Genomic DNA, 15,235 nt, shown 5'->3' on the forward strand with positions numbered 1-15,235 from the left:
CCAGGGACCGAGGTCCCGACCACCCGGCCCCAGGGTGGCGCACGTCACACGCCCCCGGCGGGCCCCTCACGAGAGGCGGGTGTGCGAGGGAGGCGTCAGGCGGGGACCGGGACGTCGCCGATGTCACCGATCGCGGAGGTGAGGCGGGCGTGGCCGTCCGCCAGGGCGTACTCGACGCCGACGACCGCGACGCGGCCGGCGTCGATGCCCTCGGCCAGCGTCACGGAGTACGAGCGCAGCATGTCGACGGTGTGCCGCACGTGCTCGTGGCCGAGCTCGGCGGGGTCCACCGACGACAGGTCGCGCGGCCGGCCCTCGGCGTCGGAGCCGTGCGCGAGCGACACGATCGACGGGATCACCCGGTCGACGACGGCGCGCACGAAGCCGCGCTGCAGCTCGCCGGTGGTGAGCGCCGCCGTGGCCGCCGCCACCGCGCCGCAGGAGTCGTGGCCGAGGACGACGACCAGCGAGGCGCCCAGCACCTCGACGCCGTACTCGATCGACCCGATCACGGTGGTGTCCAGGACGTGCCCGGCCGTGCGGACCACGAACACGTCGCCGAGGCCCTGGTCGAAGATGATCTCGGCCGCCACGCGGCTGTCCGAGCAGCCGAACACGACGGCGAACGGGTGCTGCGCCGTGCTGACCTCGGCGCGGCGGTCGATGCCCTGGGACGGGTGCTCCATCTCGCCGCGGACGAACCGGTCGTTGCCGGCGCGCAGCGCGGTCCAGGCCTCGGCGGGGGTCGTGGGGTGTGCCATGCGCCCCATGGTCGCACCGCCGGGCGCGTGCTCGGGACCGGCGTCCGCGCGGCCCGCACGTCCCGCCGCGAGCGCCCCGGACGGCCTGCGCTCCGGTGGCAGACCACCGCGGCGCGGTGTAGCCCTAGTGGTGGAAGCGTGGAGACGCCGCGGATCCCCAGGTCGGGGCGCACGCGGCGCCGGACTGAGGAGAGCGGTGCGCGTGCGAAGACGGTCGAGGGCGATCGCCGGGGTGACGGTGCTCGCGCTGGGGGCGGGGCTGGCGGCGTGCGCGCCGGCCGACTCGACGCCGGTGCTCACCTGGTACACCAACCCGGACGCGGGGGGCCAGGCGAGGCTGGCGCAGCAGTGCACCGAGGAGGCCGGCGGCGCGTACCGCATCGAGGTCTCGGTGCTGCCGCGCGACGCGAGCTCGCAGCGCGAGCAGCTGGCGCGCCGGCTCGCGGCGTCGGACTCGTCGATCGACCTGATGAGCCTGGACCCGCCGTTCATCCCCGAGCTGGCCAACGCCGGGTTCCTGGCGCCGGTGCCCGACGACGTCGCCGAGCAGGTGAGCCAGGACGTCGCGGAGGGCGCGCTGCAGGGCGCGTCCTGGGGCGACGAGCTCGTGACCGTCCCGTTCTGGGCCAACACCCAGCTGCTCTGGTACAAGAAGTCGGTCGCCGAGGCCGCCGGGCTCGACCCCGCCGCCGCGCCCGTGACCTGGGACCAGGTGATGGACGCGGCCCGCGACCAGGACAAGACGCTCGGCGTGCAGGGCATCAAGGCCGAGGCGTACACGGTGTGGATCAACGCCCTGGTCGAGTCGGCCGGCGGCCAGATCGTGGAGAACCCCGAGGCGCCGGCCGAGGACGTGACGCTCGGCCTGGAGTCCGACGCCGGCAGGGAGGCCGCCCGGATCATCGGGGAGATCGGCAAGGACAGGCTCGGCGGCCCCGGCCTGCCCACCCAGGACGAGAACGCCTCGCTCACCCAGTTCCAGGGGGACAGCGGGTCGTTCATGGTGAACTGGCCGTTCGTCTGGCCCGCCATGCAGGCGTCCGTCGAGGACGGCGCGCTGGACCAGGCGTTCCTGGACGACGTCGGCTGGGCGATCTACCCGCAGGTGACCGAGGGCACCGACGCCGCGCCGCCGTACGGCGGCATCAACCTCGGCGTCGGCGCGTTCAGCGCGCACGTCGACGAGGCCTACGAGGCCGCCGCGTGCATCGTGCAGCCGGAGAACGAGGCCGCGTACTTCGTCTCCGACGGCAACCCGCCGTCCTCGACGGTCGCCTACGACGATCCCGAGGTGCAGGAGACGTTCCCGATGGCGGACGTCATCCGGCAGTCGCTGGAGCAGGCGGCCCCGCGGCCGCAGACGCCGTACTACAACGAGGTGTCCCAGGGGCTGCAGGAGACGTGGCACCCGCCGGCCTCGGTCGACCCCGACCGGACGCCGCAGGAGTCCACGGACTTCATCACCGCCGTGCTGCGAGGGGAGCGCCTGCTGTGAGTACCGAGATCACCGGCGCCACGGCGGGGACGACGGCGCGGGCCACCCGCGGCGCCGGCCCGGACCGGGCGTCGAAGCCCCGCAAGAGCGACCGCGCCCGGGCCGAGGCCCGGCTGGGCTGGTGGCTGGCCGGCCCGGCGTTCGTGGTGATGCTGGCCGTCACCGCCTACCCGATCCTGCAGGCCGTCTACGACTCGCTGTTCCGGTACCGGCTCACCGCCCCGGACGACCGGGCGTTCGTCGGGCTCGGCAACTACGGCGTGGTGCTGGGCGACCAGGTGTTCTGGCAGTCCCTCTGGGTGACGACGGTGATCATGGTGATCACCGTCGCCATCGAGCTGGTGCTCGGCTTCGCGCTGGCGCTGGTCATGCACCGGGCCGTCCTGCGGCTCCGGGGGCTGCTGCGCACCGCGATCCTCGTGCCGTACGGGATCATCACGGTCGTCTCCGCGTTCGCGTGGTTCTACGCGTTCGACATCAGCTCGGGCTACGTCAACAGCTGGTTCGACTGGGTGCCCGGGATCAGCGAGGACCTGAACTGGTTCGCCGGCACCGGGACCAGCCTGTTCGTCATCATCGCGTCCGAGGTCTGGAAGACCACGCCGTTCATCTCGCTGCTGCTGCTCGCCGGCCTGGCGCAGGTGCCGGGCGACCTGGAGGAGGCCGCGCAGGTCGACGGCGCCACCTGGTGGCAGCGGATGAAGCGCGTGGTCCTGCCCAACATGAAGGCCGCGATCATGGTGGCCGTCCTGTTCCGGGCGCTCGACGCGTTCCGCATCTTCGACAACGTCTTCATCATGACGAACGGCGCGAACGGCACCACGGTGCTGTCGCTGCTGGCCTACCGGACGTCCATCGGGCGGCTGGAGATCGGCCTCGGCTCCGCCATCTCGGTGCTGCTGTTCGTCTGCGTGATCATCATCTGCTTCATCGCGATCAAGATCTTCAAGGTCGACCTCGCCGGTGCCCGAGGGGAGAAGTGATGGGAACCCTGTCCGGCAAGCAGAAGGCGGCCTGGGCGGCCATCACCGTCGTGGTGCTGGTGTACGCGCTGTTCCCGGTCGCGTCGATCATCGCGACGTCGTTCAAGCTGCCGAGCGACCTCAGCACCGGCAACTTCCTGCCCACGACGTGGTCGTGGACGAACTACGAGCAGATCCTCGGTCCGGACGGCTCGGCGCAGGACCTGTTCCTGTCCTCGCTGCGCAACTCGATCGGCATCTCGCTGATCGCGACGGCGATCTCCTCGGTGCTGGCCACGCTCGCCGCGTACGCGATCGCCCGCCTCGACTTCCCGGGCCGCAAGCTGATCCTCACCACCGCGCTCGGGGTGTCGATCTTCCCGGTGATCTCGATCGTCACGCCGCTGTTCAACCTGTGGCGGAACATCGGCCTGTACGACACCTGGCCCGGCCTGATCATCCCGTACCTGTCGCTGACCCTGCCGATCTCCATCTGGACGCTGACCGCGTTCTTCCGGCAGATCCCGTGGGAGCTCGAGCAGGCCGCGCAGGTCGACGGCGCCACGACGTGGCAGGCGTTCCGCAAGGCGATCGTGCCGCTCGCGGCGCCCGGCGTGTTCACCACGGCGCTGATCGCGTTCTTCATCGCGTGGAACGACTTCGTGTACGGCATCTCGCTGACCTCGACCGAGGCGGCCCGGCCCGTGCCCGCCGCTCTGGCGTTCTTCTCCGGGGCCTCGCAGTTCGAGGACCCCACCGGCGCGATCTCCGCCGCCGCCGTCGTCGTGACCATCCCCGTCGTCGTCCTGGTGCTGCTGTTCCAGCGCCAGATCGTGTCCGGGCTGACCCAGGGCGCGGTCAAGGGCTGAGGCCCTCGCCGCGGAAGGAGTACCCCATGGCATCCATCACCCTCACCGACATCGTCAAGAAGTACGGCGACGGCTACCCGGCCGTGAACGGCGTCAGCCTCGACATCAAGGACGGCGAGTTCGTCATCCTCGTCGGCCCGTCCGGCTGCGGGAAGTCGACGCTGCTGCGCATGATCGTCGGCCTGGAGGACATCACCTCCGGCGAGCTGAAGATCGGCGACGAGGTCGTCAACGAGAAGGCCCCGCGCGACCGGCACCTCGCGATGGTGTTCCAGAACTACGCGCTGTACCCGCACCTCACCGTGTACGAGAACATCGCCTTCCCGCTGCGGCTGCAGAAGGGCAAGTACACCGAGGAGCAGATCAAGGACAACGTCGAGTACGCGGCGGACACCCTGGAGCTGCGCGAGCACCTCGACCGCAAGCCGGCCAACCTGTCCGGCGGCCAGCGGCAGCGCGTCGCGATGGGGCGCGCGATCGTCCGGGACGCGCGCGCGTTCCTGTTCGACGAGCCGCTGTCCAACCTGGACGCCAAGCTGCGCGGCCAGATGCGCACCGAGATCGCCCGCATGCAGCGCCGGCTCGGCACCACCACCGTGTACGTCACGCACGACCAGACCGAGGCGATGACCCTCGGCGACCGGGTGGCGGTGCTCCGCAAGGGCGAGCTGCAGCAGGTCGCGAGCCCGCGCGCGCTCTACGAGCAGCCGGTCAACCTGTTCGTGGCCGGGTTCATCGGCTCCCCGCCGATGAACTTCCTGCCCGGCGAGGTGCACGGCGACTCCCTGCGGCTGCCGTTCGGCGACGTGCCGATCCCGGAGTCGGCCCGCGGCAAGCTCGACGGCCGGGAGCTGGTCATCGTCGGCCTGCGGCCGGAGCACGTCGAGGACGCCCGCGTCCTGGACGAGGACAAGCGCGCCAAGGGCGCGACGTTCTCGGCCGAGGTCGACGTCGTCGAGTGGCTGGGCGCCGAGCTGTACGCCTACATCCCGTTCGAGACGCACGCCGACGTCGCGCAGAAGCTCGAGGAGCTCGACCGCGACCTCGACGGCGAGGGGATGCGCACCCAGATGATCGTCGCGCTCGGCTCCGAGAGCCGGGTGCGCGACGGCAGCAGCGCCGACCTGTGGTTCGACCCGAGGCGGCTGCTGATCTTCGACCCGGAGTCGGGCGAGAACCTCACCTACGACGAGGAGGCGGCCCGCCGCATCGACGGCGAGACGGAGGAGGACCGCCGCGCGGCCCTGGAGCGCGCCCACCGCGACGCCGAGAAGCAGTCGAACGGCGAGGCCGCGGGCCGCCACCGCCAGGCGAGCTGACCCGCACCCCCGCGAGCTGCCCCCGCCGAGGTCGAGGGTTTCCGCCGAGGTCGAGTGTTTCCGTGCCCTCTTCGGGGCGGAACCCTCGACCTCGGCGGTGGGGTCAGGCCTCGCCGAGCTCCGCGGACGTCGGGGGGTTGGCGCCGGAGCGGGAGACCGTGATCGCGGCGACCTGGGCGCAGCGGACCAGGACGCGCTCCACCGTCGGGCGGTCGATCGCCCGCAGCCGGTCGCGCGCGGCGGCGCCCAGCAGGTCCGCCGTCCAGAGGCCGTCGATCAGCGCGCCCATGAACGAGTCGCCCGCGCCGACCGTGTCGGCCACCTGGACCCGCGGCGCCTCGACCAGCACCTCGTCGCCGCCCGCCGTGATCGCGAGCGCGCCCTCGCCGCCGAGCGTCACGACGACCAGCGCCGGGCCGCGGCCCAGCCAGTCCCGGGCGATCTCGGCCGGCGCGACCCCCGGGTGCAGCCAGGCCAGGTCCTCGTCGGACACCTTGACCACGTCGGCCAGCGCGACGAGCCGCTCGACCACCGGCAGCGTGTCCTCGGGGGAGCCCATGAGCGCGGGGCGCAGGTTGGGGTCGTAGGTGATCGTGGACGTGTCCCGGCGGTCCGCCAGCAGGCGGGCGACCGCCTCGCCGCCCGGGGCGATCACCGTGGCGATCGAGCCGGTGTGCACGACGGCCGGGGCGTCCTCGCCCTCGTCCCAGCGCGTCGGCAGGTCCCAGGTCAGGTCGAACTCGTAGGTCGCGCCACCCTCGGCGTCGAGGTGGGCGCGCGCGACGGGGGTGCGCTCGGGGCCGCGGTCGCCCGCGAGGACGTGCACGTCCGAGCCGGCCAGGTGCTCCCGGACGAGGTCGCCGTGGGCGTCGTCGGCCAGCCAGGTCAGCAGGTCGACGCGCCGGCCCAGGCGGCCGAGCCCGATCGCGACGTTCGCGGGGCTGCCGCCGGGGTGCTCGGCGGGCTCGGCGCCCGGGCGGAGGACGACGTCGACCAGGGCCTCCCCGACGACGAGGGCGCGGGCGGCGGGCTGCTCGGTCATGGGGCTCCTTCGCGTCCGGCGTCGGTGCCGGGTCGGGGGTGGGGTCGAGCGGGTGGAGCGGGGTCGCCCGGGGCGCGGGTGCGCCCGGCCGTCAGGAGCCGGCGTCCTCGCCGTCGGCCGCGCGGGCGGCGTCGAGCCGGGCGCGCGCGCCGTCCAGCCACTGCTGGCACCGGGCCGCCAGGGCCTCGCCGCGCTCCCAGAGCGCGAGCGACTCCTCGAGGGTCGCTCCGCCGGCCTCCAGCCGGGAGACGACGGCGACGAGCTCGTCGCGCGCCTGCTCGTAGGACAGGTCGGCGACGCCGGGGGCGCCGGGGGTGTCGGAGGCGGGGGAGGTGTCGCTCACGGGCACCATCTAACCAACGACCGCCGGCCCGCGCGCCCACCCGGGGGTCGCTCAGCCCTGCTGCGCCGCGAACTCCTGGGTGCCGAGCACGGCCAGCAGCCGCAGGCGCCCCTCGGCCTCGCTGCGCGGCGCCGCTGTCAGCACCAGCAGCGTCTGGGAGCCGTCCTCGGTGAACAGCGCCTGGCAGTCGACCTCGATCGGCCCGACCCGCGGGTGCACCAGCGTCTTGTGGTCCTCGAACCGGCGGGACACCTCGTGCGCCTCCCAGATCGCGACGAACTCCGGGCTCCGGGCGGACAGCGCGCGCACCAGCTCGGCCGCCCGGGAGCGCGGTCCCTCCGCGCCGAGCGTCGCGCGCAGCGAGGCGACCTGCGCCCGGCTCTGCCGGTCCCGGTCCTCCTCGGGGTACATCGGGCGCTCGGTCTCCGGGTGCGCGAACCAGCGGTAGATCGCGCTCCGCTCCCAGCCGGTCAGCTGCTCGACGGGGCCGAACAGGGCCCGGGCCAGGTCGTTCTGCACCAGCGTGCGGGCGAGCCCGTCCAGGATGAGCGCCGGGCTGTCGGTGATCCGGTCGAGCACCCGCAGCAGCCCCGGGGCGACGTAGTCCTCGCGCGCCGCGCGGTCGGGGGCGCTGTGCCCGGCGACGCGGTAGAGGTAGTCGCGCTCGTCGGGCGTCAGGCGCAGCGCACGGGCGAGCGAGCCGAGCATCTGGGTGCTGGGCTGCGGGCCTCTCCGCTGCTCGAGCCGGGTGTAGTAGTCCGTCGACATGACCGCGAGCTGCGCGACCTCCTCGCGGCGCAGGCCGGGTGCCCGGCGCCGCGCGCCCGGGGGCAGCCCCACGTCGTCCGGGCGCAGCGCCTCCCGGTGCCGGAGCAGGAAGTCGGCCAGTGCGTCGCGATCCACCCGAGCAGTATCGGCGGGACGCCGATGCGCAAGCAGGGATCGGCGGTCCCCCGACAACCGCTCTCTGGTGCGGCCGGGCGGGCCGCCGAAGACTCGGGGCATGCGAATCACCGGTAACACCGTCTTCATCCCCGGCGCGACGAGCGGCATCGGCCTGGCCCTCGCCTTCGCCCTGCACGAGCGGGGCAACGAGGTGATCGTCGGCGGGCGGCGCACCGAGCTGCTCGACCGCGTCACCGCCGAGCACCCCGGCATCCACGCCTACCGGATCGACACCGCCGACGCCGAGGACGTGGCCGAGGTCGCGAAGCGCGTGATCGAGGAGCACCCCGAGGTGAACGTGCTGGTCCCGATGGCCGGCATCATGCGCGTCGAGGACTGGACCGACCCGGCCGGCTTCCTCGGCACGGCCGAGCAGACCGTGACCACCAACGTGCTCGGGCCCATCCGGCTGATCGCCGCGTTCGTCGAGCACCTGCAGACCCGCCCGGACGCCACCATCCTCACCGTGTCCTCCGGGCTGGCGTTCGCCCCGCTCCAGGTCACGCCGACGTACAACGCCAGCAAGGCGTTCATCCACATGCTCAGCGAGTCGATCCGGCTGCAGCTGGCCGGCACGAGCGTGCGGGTCGTCGAGCTCGAGCCGCCGTCGGTCCAGACCGACCTCATGCCGGGGCACCGGGAGAACGCGGACGCGATGCCGCTCGACGACTTCGTCGCGGAGGTGCTGGCGCTGATCGAGGCGCAGCCCGACGCCACGGAGATCCAGGTCGAGCGCGTGAAGTTCCTCCGGTACGGCGAGGCCCGCGGGGACTACCCGCAGGTGGTCGCGGCCCTCAACGCGCGGGACCCGCACGGGAAGTAGCCGGGCGGCTGCCGGGCCGCACGCGCGGTCCGGCGCCGCGCCGGTCCCGTCGGCGCGCGGGGTGGCGGACGGTGGACGCGGTCAGGCGTCCTCGGCGTCCGCCGCCGCGGGGCGCTTCCGCCCGGGCGCGACCGCCAGCACCGTCGCCATGAGCTCGCCGCGGGACACGCGGATCCGCAGCGAGTCCTTGGCGGCGACCTCGGTCGCCTCGCGCACGACGCGCCCGTCGGACGTCTGCACCACGGCGTACCCGCGGTCGAGCGTCGCGGCGGGGGACAGCGCCCGGACCTGCGCGGCGAGCGCCCGGGTCGAGGTCACCGCGCCGGCGAGCGCGTGGTCGAGGCTCCGCCGGGCGTGGTCCCGGGCGCGCAGCACCTCGGCCTCCCGGGTCTCGACCATCGTCTGCGGGCGGGCGAGCACCGGGCGGCTGCGGACCTGCTCCAGGCCGGCGGCCTCGCGGGCGACCCGGTGCTCGACGGCCGACCGGATCCGGGCGCGGGCCTGCGTGACGCGGGCCCGCTCCTCGCCGACGTCCGGCACGATCCGCTTCGCGGCGTCCGTGGGGGTGGACGCGCGGTAGTCGGCGACCAGGTCCAGCAGCGGGGTGTCGGTCTCGTGGCCGATCGCGGACACCAGCGGGGTCCGGCAGGCCGCGGCGGCGCGCACCATCGCCTCGTTGCTGAACGGCAGCAGGTCCTCGACCGAGCCGCCGCCGCGCGCGACCACGATCACCTCGACCCGCGGGTCGGCGTCCAGCTCGGCGATAGCCCGGCTGACCTGCGGCACCGCGCCGACGCCCTGCACCGCGACCTCGCGGATGACGAACTCCACCTGCGGCCAGCGCGCGCGGGCGTTCACCACCACGTCGTGCTCCGCCTTCGACTCCCGCCCGCACACCAGGCCGACGACCCGGGGCAGGAAGGGCAGCGGCACCCGGCGCTCGGGGTCGAACAGGCCCTCCGCGGCCAGCACCCGCTTGAGGTGCTCGATCCGGGCGAGCAGCTCGCCGACGCCGACCGCGCGCACCTCGTCGGCGTTGAGCTGCAGCGTGCCGCGCTTGGTCCAGAACGTCGGGCGCGCGTGCACCACCACGTGCGCCCCCTCGGCGAGCGGGGTGGCGGCGCCGGACAGCACGCCCGCCGGCATCGACACGGGCAGCGACATGTCGGTGTCCGTGTCGCGCAGCGTGAGGAACGCGATGTTCGCGCCCGGGCGCCGGTTGAGCTGGACGACCTGGCCCTCGACCCACAGCGGCGACATCTTGGCGACGTAGTCGGCGATCTTCACCGAGAGCAGCCGCACGGGCCAGGGGCGCTCGGCGGTGGTCTCGTTCGCGCGGGCGGGCAGCTCGGCGGGCGCGCCGGGTGCCGGGGTGCCGGCTGCCGGCGCGCCGGGGGCGCCGCCGGCTCCCGCGCGGGCGGTCGTGGGGGAGGACTGCTGCTGCACGGGCCCACCCTGCCACGCGCTCCCGACACCGCGCGGCGGGGCGCACGCCGACCCTCCGACTCTCGCGCCGAGATGGGACTCTCGCGCCGAGATAGGACCGTCGCGCCGAGATAGGACTCTCGCGCCGAGATAGGACCGTCGCGCCGAGATAGGACCGTCGCGCCGAGATAGGACCGTCGCGCCGAGATAGGACTCCCGACGGTCCTACGTCGGCGCGCGGGTCCTACCTCGGCGCGCGGGTCCTGCCTCGGGGAGCGGGTCCTGCCTCGGGGAGCGGGTCCTACCTCGGCGAGCGGGTCCTGCCTCGGCGGGCGGGTCCTGCCTCGGCGCAGCGCGGCGGCTCGCCCGACCGCCGCCCGCCGGGCGACCTACGATGGGCGCGTGACCCTCGGCACCGAGCCCGGCCCCGCGACCGCGGGCCGTCGCGTGCTCCTGGCCGCACCCCGCGGGTACTGCGCCGGCGTGGACCGCGCGGTCGTCGCCGTCGAGCAGGCCCTCGAGCACTACGGGGCCCCGGTGTACGTCCGCAAGGAGATCGTGCACAACCGGCACGTCGTGGACACCCTCGCCGCCCGCGGCGCCGTGTTCGTCGACGAGACCGACGAGGTCCCCGAGGGCGCCCGCGTCGTGTTCTCCGCGCACGGGGTGTCCCCGGCGGTGCGGGCGGCGGCGGAGGCCCGGTCGCTGCGGACGATCGACGCGACCTGCCCCCTGGTCACGAAGGTGCACAGGGAGGCGGTGCGGTTCGCCGCGGCGGACCTCGACATCCTGCTGATCGGGCACACCGGGCACGAGGAGGTCGAGGGCACCCAGGGCGAGGCACCCGCGCACGTCCAGGTGGTCGACTCGCCGGACGCGGTCGCCGACGTGGTGGTCCGCGACGAGAGCCGGGTGGTGTGGATCTCGCAGACCACGCTGTCGGTGGACGAGACGATGGAGACCGTCCGGCGGCTGCGCGAGCGGTTCCCGCTGCTGCAGGACCCGCCGAGCGACGACATCTGCTACGCCACCCAGAACAGGCAGGTGGCGGTCAAGAAGCTCGCGCCGGAGTGCGACGTGGTCATCACGGTCGGTTCGGCGAACTCGTCGAACTCCGTGCGGCTGGTCGAGGTCGCGCGCGAGGCCGGGGCCCGCGCGTCGTACCGGGTGGACACCGCGGACCAGGTGGACCCGGCGTGGCTCGAGGGCGCCCGGACTGTCGGCGTGACCTCGGGGGCGTCGGTGCCGGAGATCCTGGTCCGGGACGTGCTGGACCTGCTGGCGGCGCACGGGTTCGGCGACGTCGAGGAGGTGCGGACCGCGACCGAGGACCTCATGTTCTCGTTGCCCCGGGAGCTGCGCGCCGACCTGCGCGCGGCCGGCGGCGGCGACCCGCGCCCGCGCCGCGGCGACCGCCCCGACCTGGCCGTCCGTCCCGTCTGACCGCCGGGCCCTCCTCGGACCGCGTCCGACCGGGTCAGGCCCCGCCCGGCCCCGCCTCCGGCGGCCGCACGTCCCCGAGCACCGCGTCGTCCAGCGCCCCGAGCGCGTCGGCCGCCTGCCGCCCGGTCCCCGGCGCGGCCGGCCCGTCGGACCCCAGCCCCACCACCTGCTGCGTCTCCCACGCCACGAGCTCCGGCGCCGTCACCACGGACAGCCGCCGCTCGACGGACGGCGGCGTCTCCAGGCCCGCGTCCACGACCCGGAGGTCGGCGAACTTCCGCGCGCTCACGAGCACCCGCGACTCCAGCGACGCCACCGACTGGTTGTAGGCCGTCGCCGCCGAGTCGATCGCCCGGCCGACCTTCGACAGGTGCCCGCCGAGCGTCGCGATCCGGCCGTGCAGCTCCTTGCCCAGGTCCAGCACCGCCTGCGCGTTGCTCGCCAGCGCGTCCTGCCGCCAGGCGTAGGCCACGGTGCGCAGCAGCGCGAGCAGCGTCATCGGCGTCGCGATGACGACGTCCTTCTCGAAGGCGCGCTCGACGATCGCCGGGTCGACGTCGATCGCCGCGTGCAGGAACGCCTCGGCGGGCACGAACATCACGACGAACTCGGGCGACGGGCTGAACTGGTCCCAGTACCGCTTGGCCGCGAGCTGGTCGACGTGCGCGCGCAGGTGCCGGGCGTGCGCGGCGAGCCGGCGCTCGCGCTCGGCGGGGTCGGTGGCCTCGGCGGCCTCCAGGAAGCCGAGGAACGGCACCTTCGCGTCGACCACCACCCGCTTGCCGCCCGCGAGGTGCACGACCATGTCCGGCCGCAGCAGCCCGTCGTCGGTGCGGACCTGGTCCTGCTCGGCGAAGTCGACGTGCGGCAGCATCCCGGCGGCCTCGACCACCCGGCGCAGCTGCACCTCGCCCCACCGCCCGCGCACCTGGGACGCGCGCAGCGACGTGACGAGCTGGGCCGTCTGCTCCCGCAGCCGCCCCGCCTCCTCGTGCATCTGCCGCACCTGCTCGCTCAGCGCGGCGTCGTGCTGCGCGCGGGTCTGCTCGGCGGTGCGCAGCTCGGCCCGCACCGCGTCGAGCGTGCGGGCCAGCGGGTCGACCATCGAGCGGACCGCCTGCTCGCGCTGCGCGAGGTCGCCGGACTGCTCCTGGTGGCGCGCCGCGAGGCTCTGGTGCGCGAGCGCGAGGAACTGCTCGCTGCTCTGCGCCAGCGCGTCGGCGGCGAGGGCCCGGAACCGCTCGGCCTGCCGGTCGGCGTCGACGGTCCCGCCGCCGAGCTCGGCCGCGGTGCGCCAGCGGGCGGCCTCCACCTCGGCCCGGCGCAGCCGCGCCCCCGAGCGGCCTGCGGCCAGGAGCCAGCCGAGGGCGAGCCCGACGAGGAGGGCCCCGGCGAGGGCGAGCACGAGTCCGGTGTCCATGACCTGCAGATTGCCAGGCGCCACCGACACGCCCGCCCCTATGCTGGATCGATGGAGCCGATGTCCGCTTTGTCCATCCAAGGGGTGTGGAAGAGGTTCGGCACGAAGATCGCCGTGGCGGGCGTCGACCTCGAGGTCCCTGCCGGCTCGTTCTACGGCCTCGTCGGCCCGAACGGCGCCGGCAAGACGACGACGCTGTCGATGGCGACCGGCCTGCTCCGCCCGGACTTCGGGCGGGTGCTGGTGCGCGGGCAGGACCTGTGGGCGGACCCGCCCGCGGTCAAGGCCGGGCTCGGCGTGCTGCCCGACGGCGTGCGGCTGTTCGACCGGCTGACCGGGGCCCAGCTCGTCACCTACGCGGGGCTGCTGCGCGGCCTGGACCGGGACACCGTCCGCGACCGGACCGCCGACCTGCTGCGCACCTTCGACCTCACCGCCGACGCCGACACCCTGGTGGTCGACTACTCGGCGGGCATGACCAAGAAGATCGGCCTGGCCTGCGCCCTGGTGCACGCGCCGCGGGTCCTGGTCCTGGACGAGCCGTTCGAGGCGGTCGACCCGGTGTCGGCGGCGAACATCCGGGACATCCTCGCCGCCTACGCCGCCGGCGGCGGCACGGTCGTGGTGTCCTCGCACGTGATGGACCTGGTGCAGCGGATGTGCGACCACGTCGCCGTGATCTCCGGCGGCCACGTGCTCGCGCAGGGCACGGTGGACGAGGTGCGCGGGGACGACTCGCTGGAGGACCGGTTCGTCGAGCTGGTCGGTGGCCGCCGGACGGAGGGGGCGCTCGCGTGGTTGCGCACCTCGTCCGACTGAAGCTGACCCTGCTGCGGAACGGCCTGCGGCGCAGCGTGTGGAAGGTCGTCGCCCTCCTGCTGTCGGTCCTCTACGCGCTGTTCCTGCTCGGGCTCGCGGTGGTCGGCCTGGTGGCGCTCGGCGCGCACGACGACCCCGAGCTGACCCGGACGGTCCTCGTGCTCGGCGGCGCGCTGCTCGTCGCGGGGTGGTGGCTGCTGCCGCTGGTCGCGTTCGGCGTGGACAGCACCCTGGACCCGGAGCGGTTCCAGCTGTTCGCGATCCGCCGCCGGCACCTGCTGACTGGCCTCACCCTCGCCGGCCTGGTCGGCGTGCCGGGCGCCGCGACCCTGGTGCTCGGCGGCGCGTCGGCCCTCGCGTGGTGGCAGGAGCCCGGCGCGCTCGCGGCCGGCCTCGTGGGCGGGGCGCTCGGCGTGGCCGTCTGCGTCGTCGGCTCCCGCGCGATCACCACGATGCTCGCGCCGCTGGTCGGCGGCCGGCGGTTCCGCGAGGTCGCCGCCGTGCTCGCGATCGTCCCGCTCATGCTGATCGGCCCGATCCTGCTCGGCGCGACCGCCGGCCTGCAGGCGGTCGCCGACGCGCTGCCCGAGGTCGGCGCCGTGGTCGGCTGGACGCCGCTCGGCGCCCCGTGGGCGCTCGCGGCGGACGTCCAGGCGGGTGCCTGGCTCGCGGCGCTCGGCAAGCTCGCGGTGACCGGGGCGACCCTCGCGGTCCTGGTCGGCGTCTGGGACCGGGCGCTGTCGGCGGCGCTCGTGCGCTCACCCGGCGGCGCCGGCCACGTCGCCCGCAGCGAGGGCCTGGGCTTCTTCGCCCGGTTCCCGGCGACGCCGACCGGTGCGGTCGCCGCCCGCAGCCTGACCTACTGGCTCCGCGACCCCCGGTACGCGGCGGCCGTCGCCGTCGTCCCCGTCATGGTGCTGCTGCTGTGGTTCATGGGGAGGGGCGGCGGGATCGTGCTCGGCGCCGGCGTCGTCGTGGCCTTCGTCATGGGCTGGTCGCTGTCCGCGGACATCTCCTACGACGACACCGCGTTCTGGACGCACGTCGCGGCGCCGGTCGACGGCCGGGTCGACCGGGCGGGCCGCGCGGTCGCCGGGATGGTCGTCGGCGGCGTGGTCGTGCTCGCGACCGACGTGCTCGTGCTCGGGGTGTCCGGGCGGTGGGACGCCACCGTCCCGGTGCTCGGCATGTCGCTCGGCGTGCTGGCCGTGGGCGTGGGGGCGTCGTCGATCTACTCGGCCCGCGTCGTCTACCCGGTGCCGAAGCCGGGGGACAACCCGTTCTCGACGCCGCAGGGCTCGTCGCTCGCGGTGATGCTCACCCAGTCGCTCGGCATGCTCCTGCTGCTCGCGGTCTGCGCGCCCACCGTCGGGCTCGGCATCGGCGCCGTCGTCACCGGGCACCCGGTGCTCCAGGTGCTCACCCTCGTCGTCGGCCTCGGCTCGGGCGCGGCTGCGCTGGTCGTGGGCGTGCGGGTCGGCGGCGGGCTCTACGACCGGCGGGCGCCGGAGCTGCTGCAGACCATCCGCTCGTTCGCCTGACGGACCCGCCCGAGGCGTCCGCCCCCTA

At 74.5% G+C, this 15,235-nt stretch carries 14 protein-coding genes; 8 read left to right on the forward strand and 6 right to left on the reverse strand.

Features of this window, described 5'->3' with window-relative positions; genetic code table 11:
- Positions 1–95 precede the first annotated feature (95 nt).
- Entirely contained in the window at positions 96–761 is a 666-nt protein-coding gene (locus FS882_RS10010) for a carbonic anhydrase (RefSeq protein WP_158372910.1), read from the reverse strand.
- Positions 762–963: 202 nt separating this feature from the next.
- On the opposite strand from FS882_RS10010, the gene FS882_RS10015 reads away from it, so the two are divergent.
- Genes FS882_RS10015 through FS882_RS10030 form a run of 4 tightly spaced genes read left to right on the forward strand, consistent with a single transcriptional unit; the run spans position 964 to position 5,406 of the window.
- Positions 964–2,256 carry an extracellular solute-binding protein gene (locus FS882_RS10015; RefSeq protein WP_262348195.1) on the forward strand — a complete coding sequence of 431 codons (1,293 nt, stop codon included), beginning with the start codon at positions 964–966 and terminating at the stop codon, positions 2,254–2,256.
- Positions 2,253–3,239: a carbohydrate ABC transporter permease gene (locus FS882_RS10020; RefSeq protein ID WP_262348196.1), complete on the forward strand. Its 987-nt coding sequence runs from the start codon at positions 2,253–2,255 to the stop codon at positions 3,237–3,239. Before FS882_RS10015 ends, FS882_RS10020 begins: the two co-directional genes overlap by 4 nt.
- Positions 3,239–4,087, forward strand: a complete 849-nt coding sequence (locus FS882_RS10025) for a carbohydrate ABC transporter permease (protein ID WP_158372912.1) — start codon at positions 3,239–3,241, stop codon at positions 4,085–4,087. Before FS882_RS10020 ends, FS882_RS10025 begins: the two co-directional genes overlap by 1 nt.
- 26 nt (positions 4,088–4,113) lie before the next feature.
- Positions 4,114–5,406, forward strand: coding sequence for an ABC transporter ATP-binding protein (locus tag FS882_RS10030; protein ID WP_158372913.1), 1,293 nt, complete (start codon positions 4,114–4,116; stop codon positions 5,404–5,406).
- 103 nt (positions 5,407–5,509) lie between these two features.
- Here the strand turns inward: FS882_RS10030 and FS882_RS10035 are convergent, their stop codons facing one another.
- The 3 genes from FS882_RS10035 to FS882_RS10045 form a co-directional block, all read right to left on the reverse strand.
- Entirely contained in the window at positions 5,510–6,448 is a 939-nt protein-coding gene (locus FS882_RS10035; RefSeq protein WP_158372914.1) for a carbohydrate kinase family protein, read from the reverse strand.
- Positions 6,449–6,539: 91 nt separating this feature from the next.
- On the reverse strand, positions 6,540–6,791 hold the full coding sequence (locus FS882_RS10040; RefSeq protein WP_262348197.1) for an exodeoxyribonuclease VII small subunit: 252 nt from the start codon (positions 6,789–6,791) through the stop codon (positions 6,540–6,542).
- Between the two features lie 51 nt (positions 6,792–6,842).
- Positions 6,843–7,694: a helix-turn-helix transcriptional regulator gene (locus FS882_RS10045; protein WP_158372916.1), complete on the reverse strand. Its 852-nt coding sequence runs from the start codon at positions 7,692–7,694 to the stop codon at positions 6,843–6,845.
- A 100-nt stretch (positions 7,695–7,794) separates the two neighbouring features.
- On the opposite strand from FS882_RS10045, the gene FS882_RS10050 reads away from it, so the two are divergent.
- The gene (locus tag FS882_RS10050) at positions 7,795–8,559 is read left to right on the forward strand and encodes an SDR family oxidoreductase (protein WP_158372917.1); all 765 of its coding nucleotides are present in this window, start codon (positions 7,795–7,797) and stop codon (positions 8,557–8,559) included.
- 81 nt (positions 8,560–8,640) lie between these two features.
- Here the strand turns inward: FS882_RS10050 and xseA are convergent, their stop codons facing one another.
- A complete protein-coding gene (xseA, locus tag FS882_RS10055) occupies positions 8,641–10,005 on the reverse strand; it encodes an exodeoxyribonuclease VII large subunit (RefSeq protein ID WP_158372918.1) in 1,365 nt (454 codons plus the stop codon).
- Positions 10,006–10,386: 381 nt separating this feature from the next.
- Here xseA and FS882_RS10060 point away from each other — a divergent pair, with 381 nt between their 5' ends.
- Positions 10,387–11,427: a 4-hydroxy-3-methylbut-2-enyl diphosphate reductase gene (locus tag FS882_RS10060; protein ID WP_158372919.1), complete on the forward strand. Its 1,041-nt coding sequence runs from the start codon at positions 10,387–10,389 to the stop codon at positions 11,425–11,427.
- 34 nt (positions 11,428–11,461) lie between these two features.
- Here the strand turns inward: FS882_RS10060 and rmuC are convergent, their stop codons facing one another.
- Complete coding sequence (rmuC, locus tag FS882_RS10065) at positions 11,462–12,847, reverse strand: DNA recombination protein RmuC (protein ID WP_158372920.1); 1,386 nt, start codon at positions 12,845–12,847, stop codon at positions 11,462–11,464.
- 51 nt (positions 12,848–12,898) lie between these two features.
- On the opposite strand from rmuC, the gene FS882_RS10070 reads away from it, so the two are divergent.
- Together FS882_RS10070 and FS882_RS10075 are read left to right on the forward strand one after the other, a co-directional pair.
- On the forward strand, positions 12,899–13,666 hold the full coding sequence (locus FS882_RS10070; RefSeq protein WP_158372921.1) for an ABC transporter ATP-binding protein: 768 nt from the start codon (positions 12,899–12,901) through the stop codon (positions 13,664–13,666).
- On the forward strand, positions 13,642–15,207 hold the full coding sequence (locus FS882_RS10075; RefSeq protein WP_158372922.1) for a hypothetical protein: 1,566 nt from the start codon (positions 13,642–13,644) through the stop codon (positions 15,205–15,207). Before FS882_RS10070 ends, FS882_RS10075 begins: the two co-directional genes overlap by 25 nt.
- The last annotated feature ends 28 nt before the right edge of the window (positions 15,208–15,235 follow it).

The organism is Cellulosimicrobium cellulans (assembly GCF_007679345.1).
Classification (GTDB): Bacteria; Actinomycetota; Actinomycetes; order Actinomycetales; family Cellulomonadaceae; genus Cellulomonas; species Cellulomonas cellulans_A.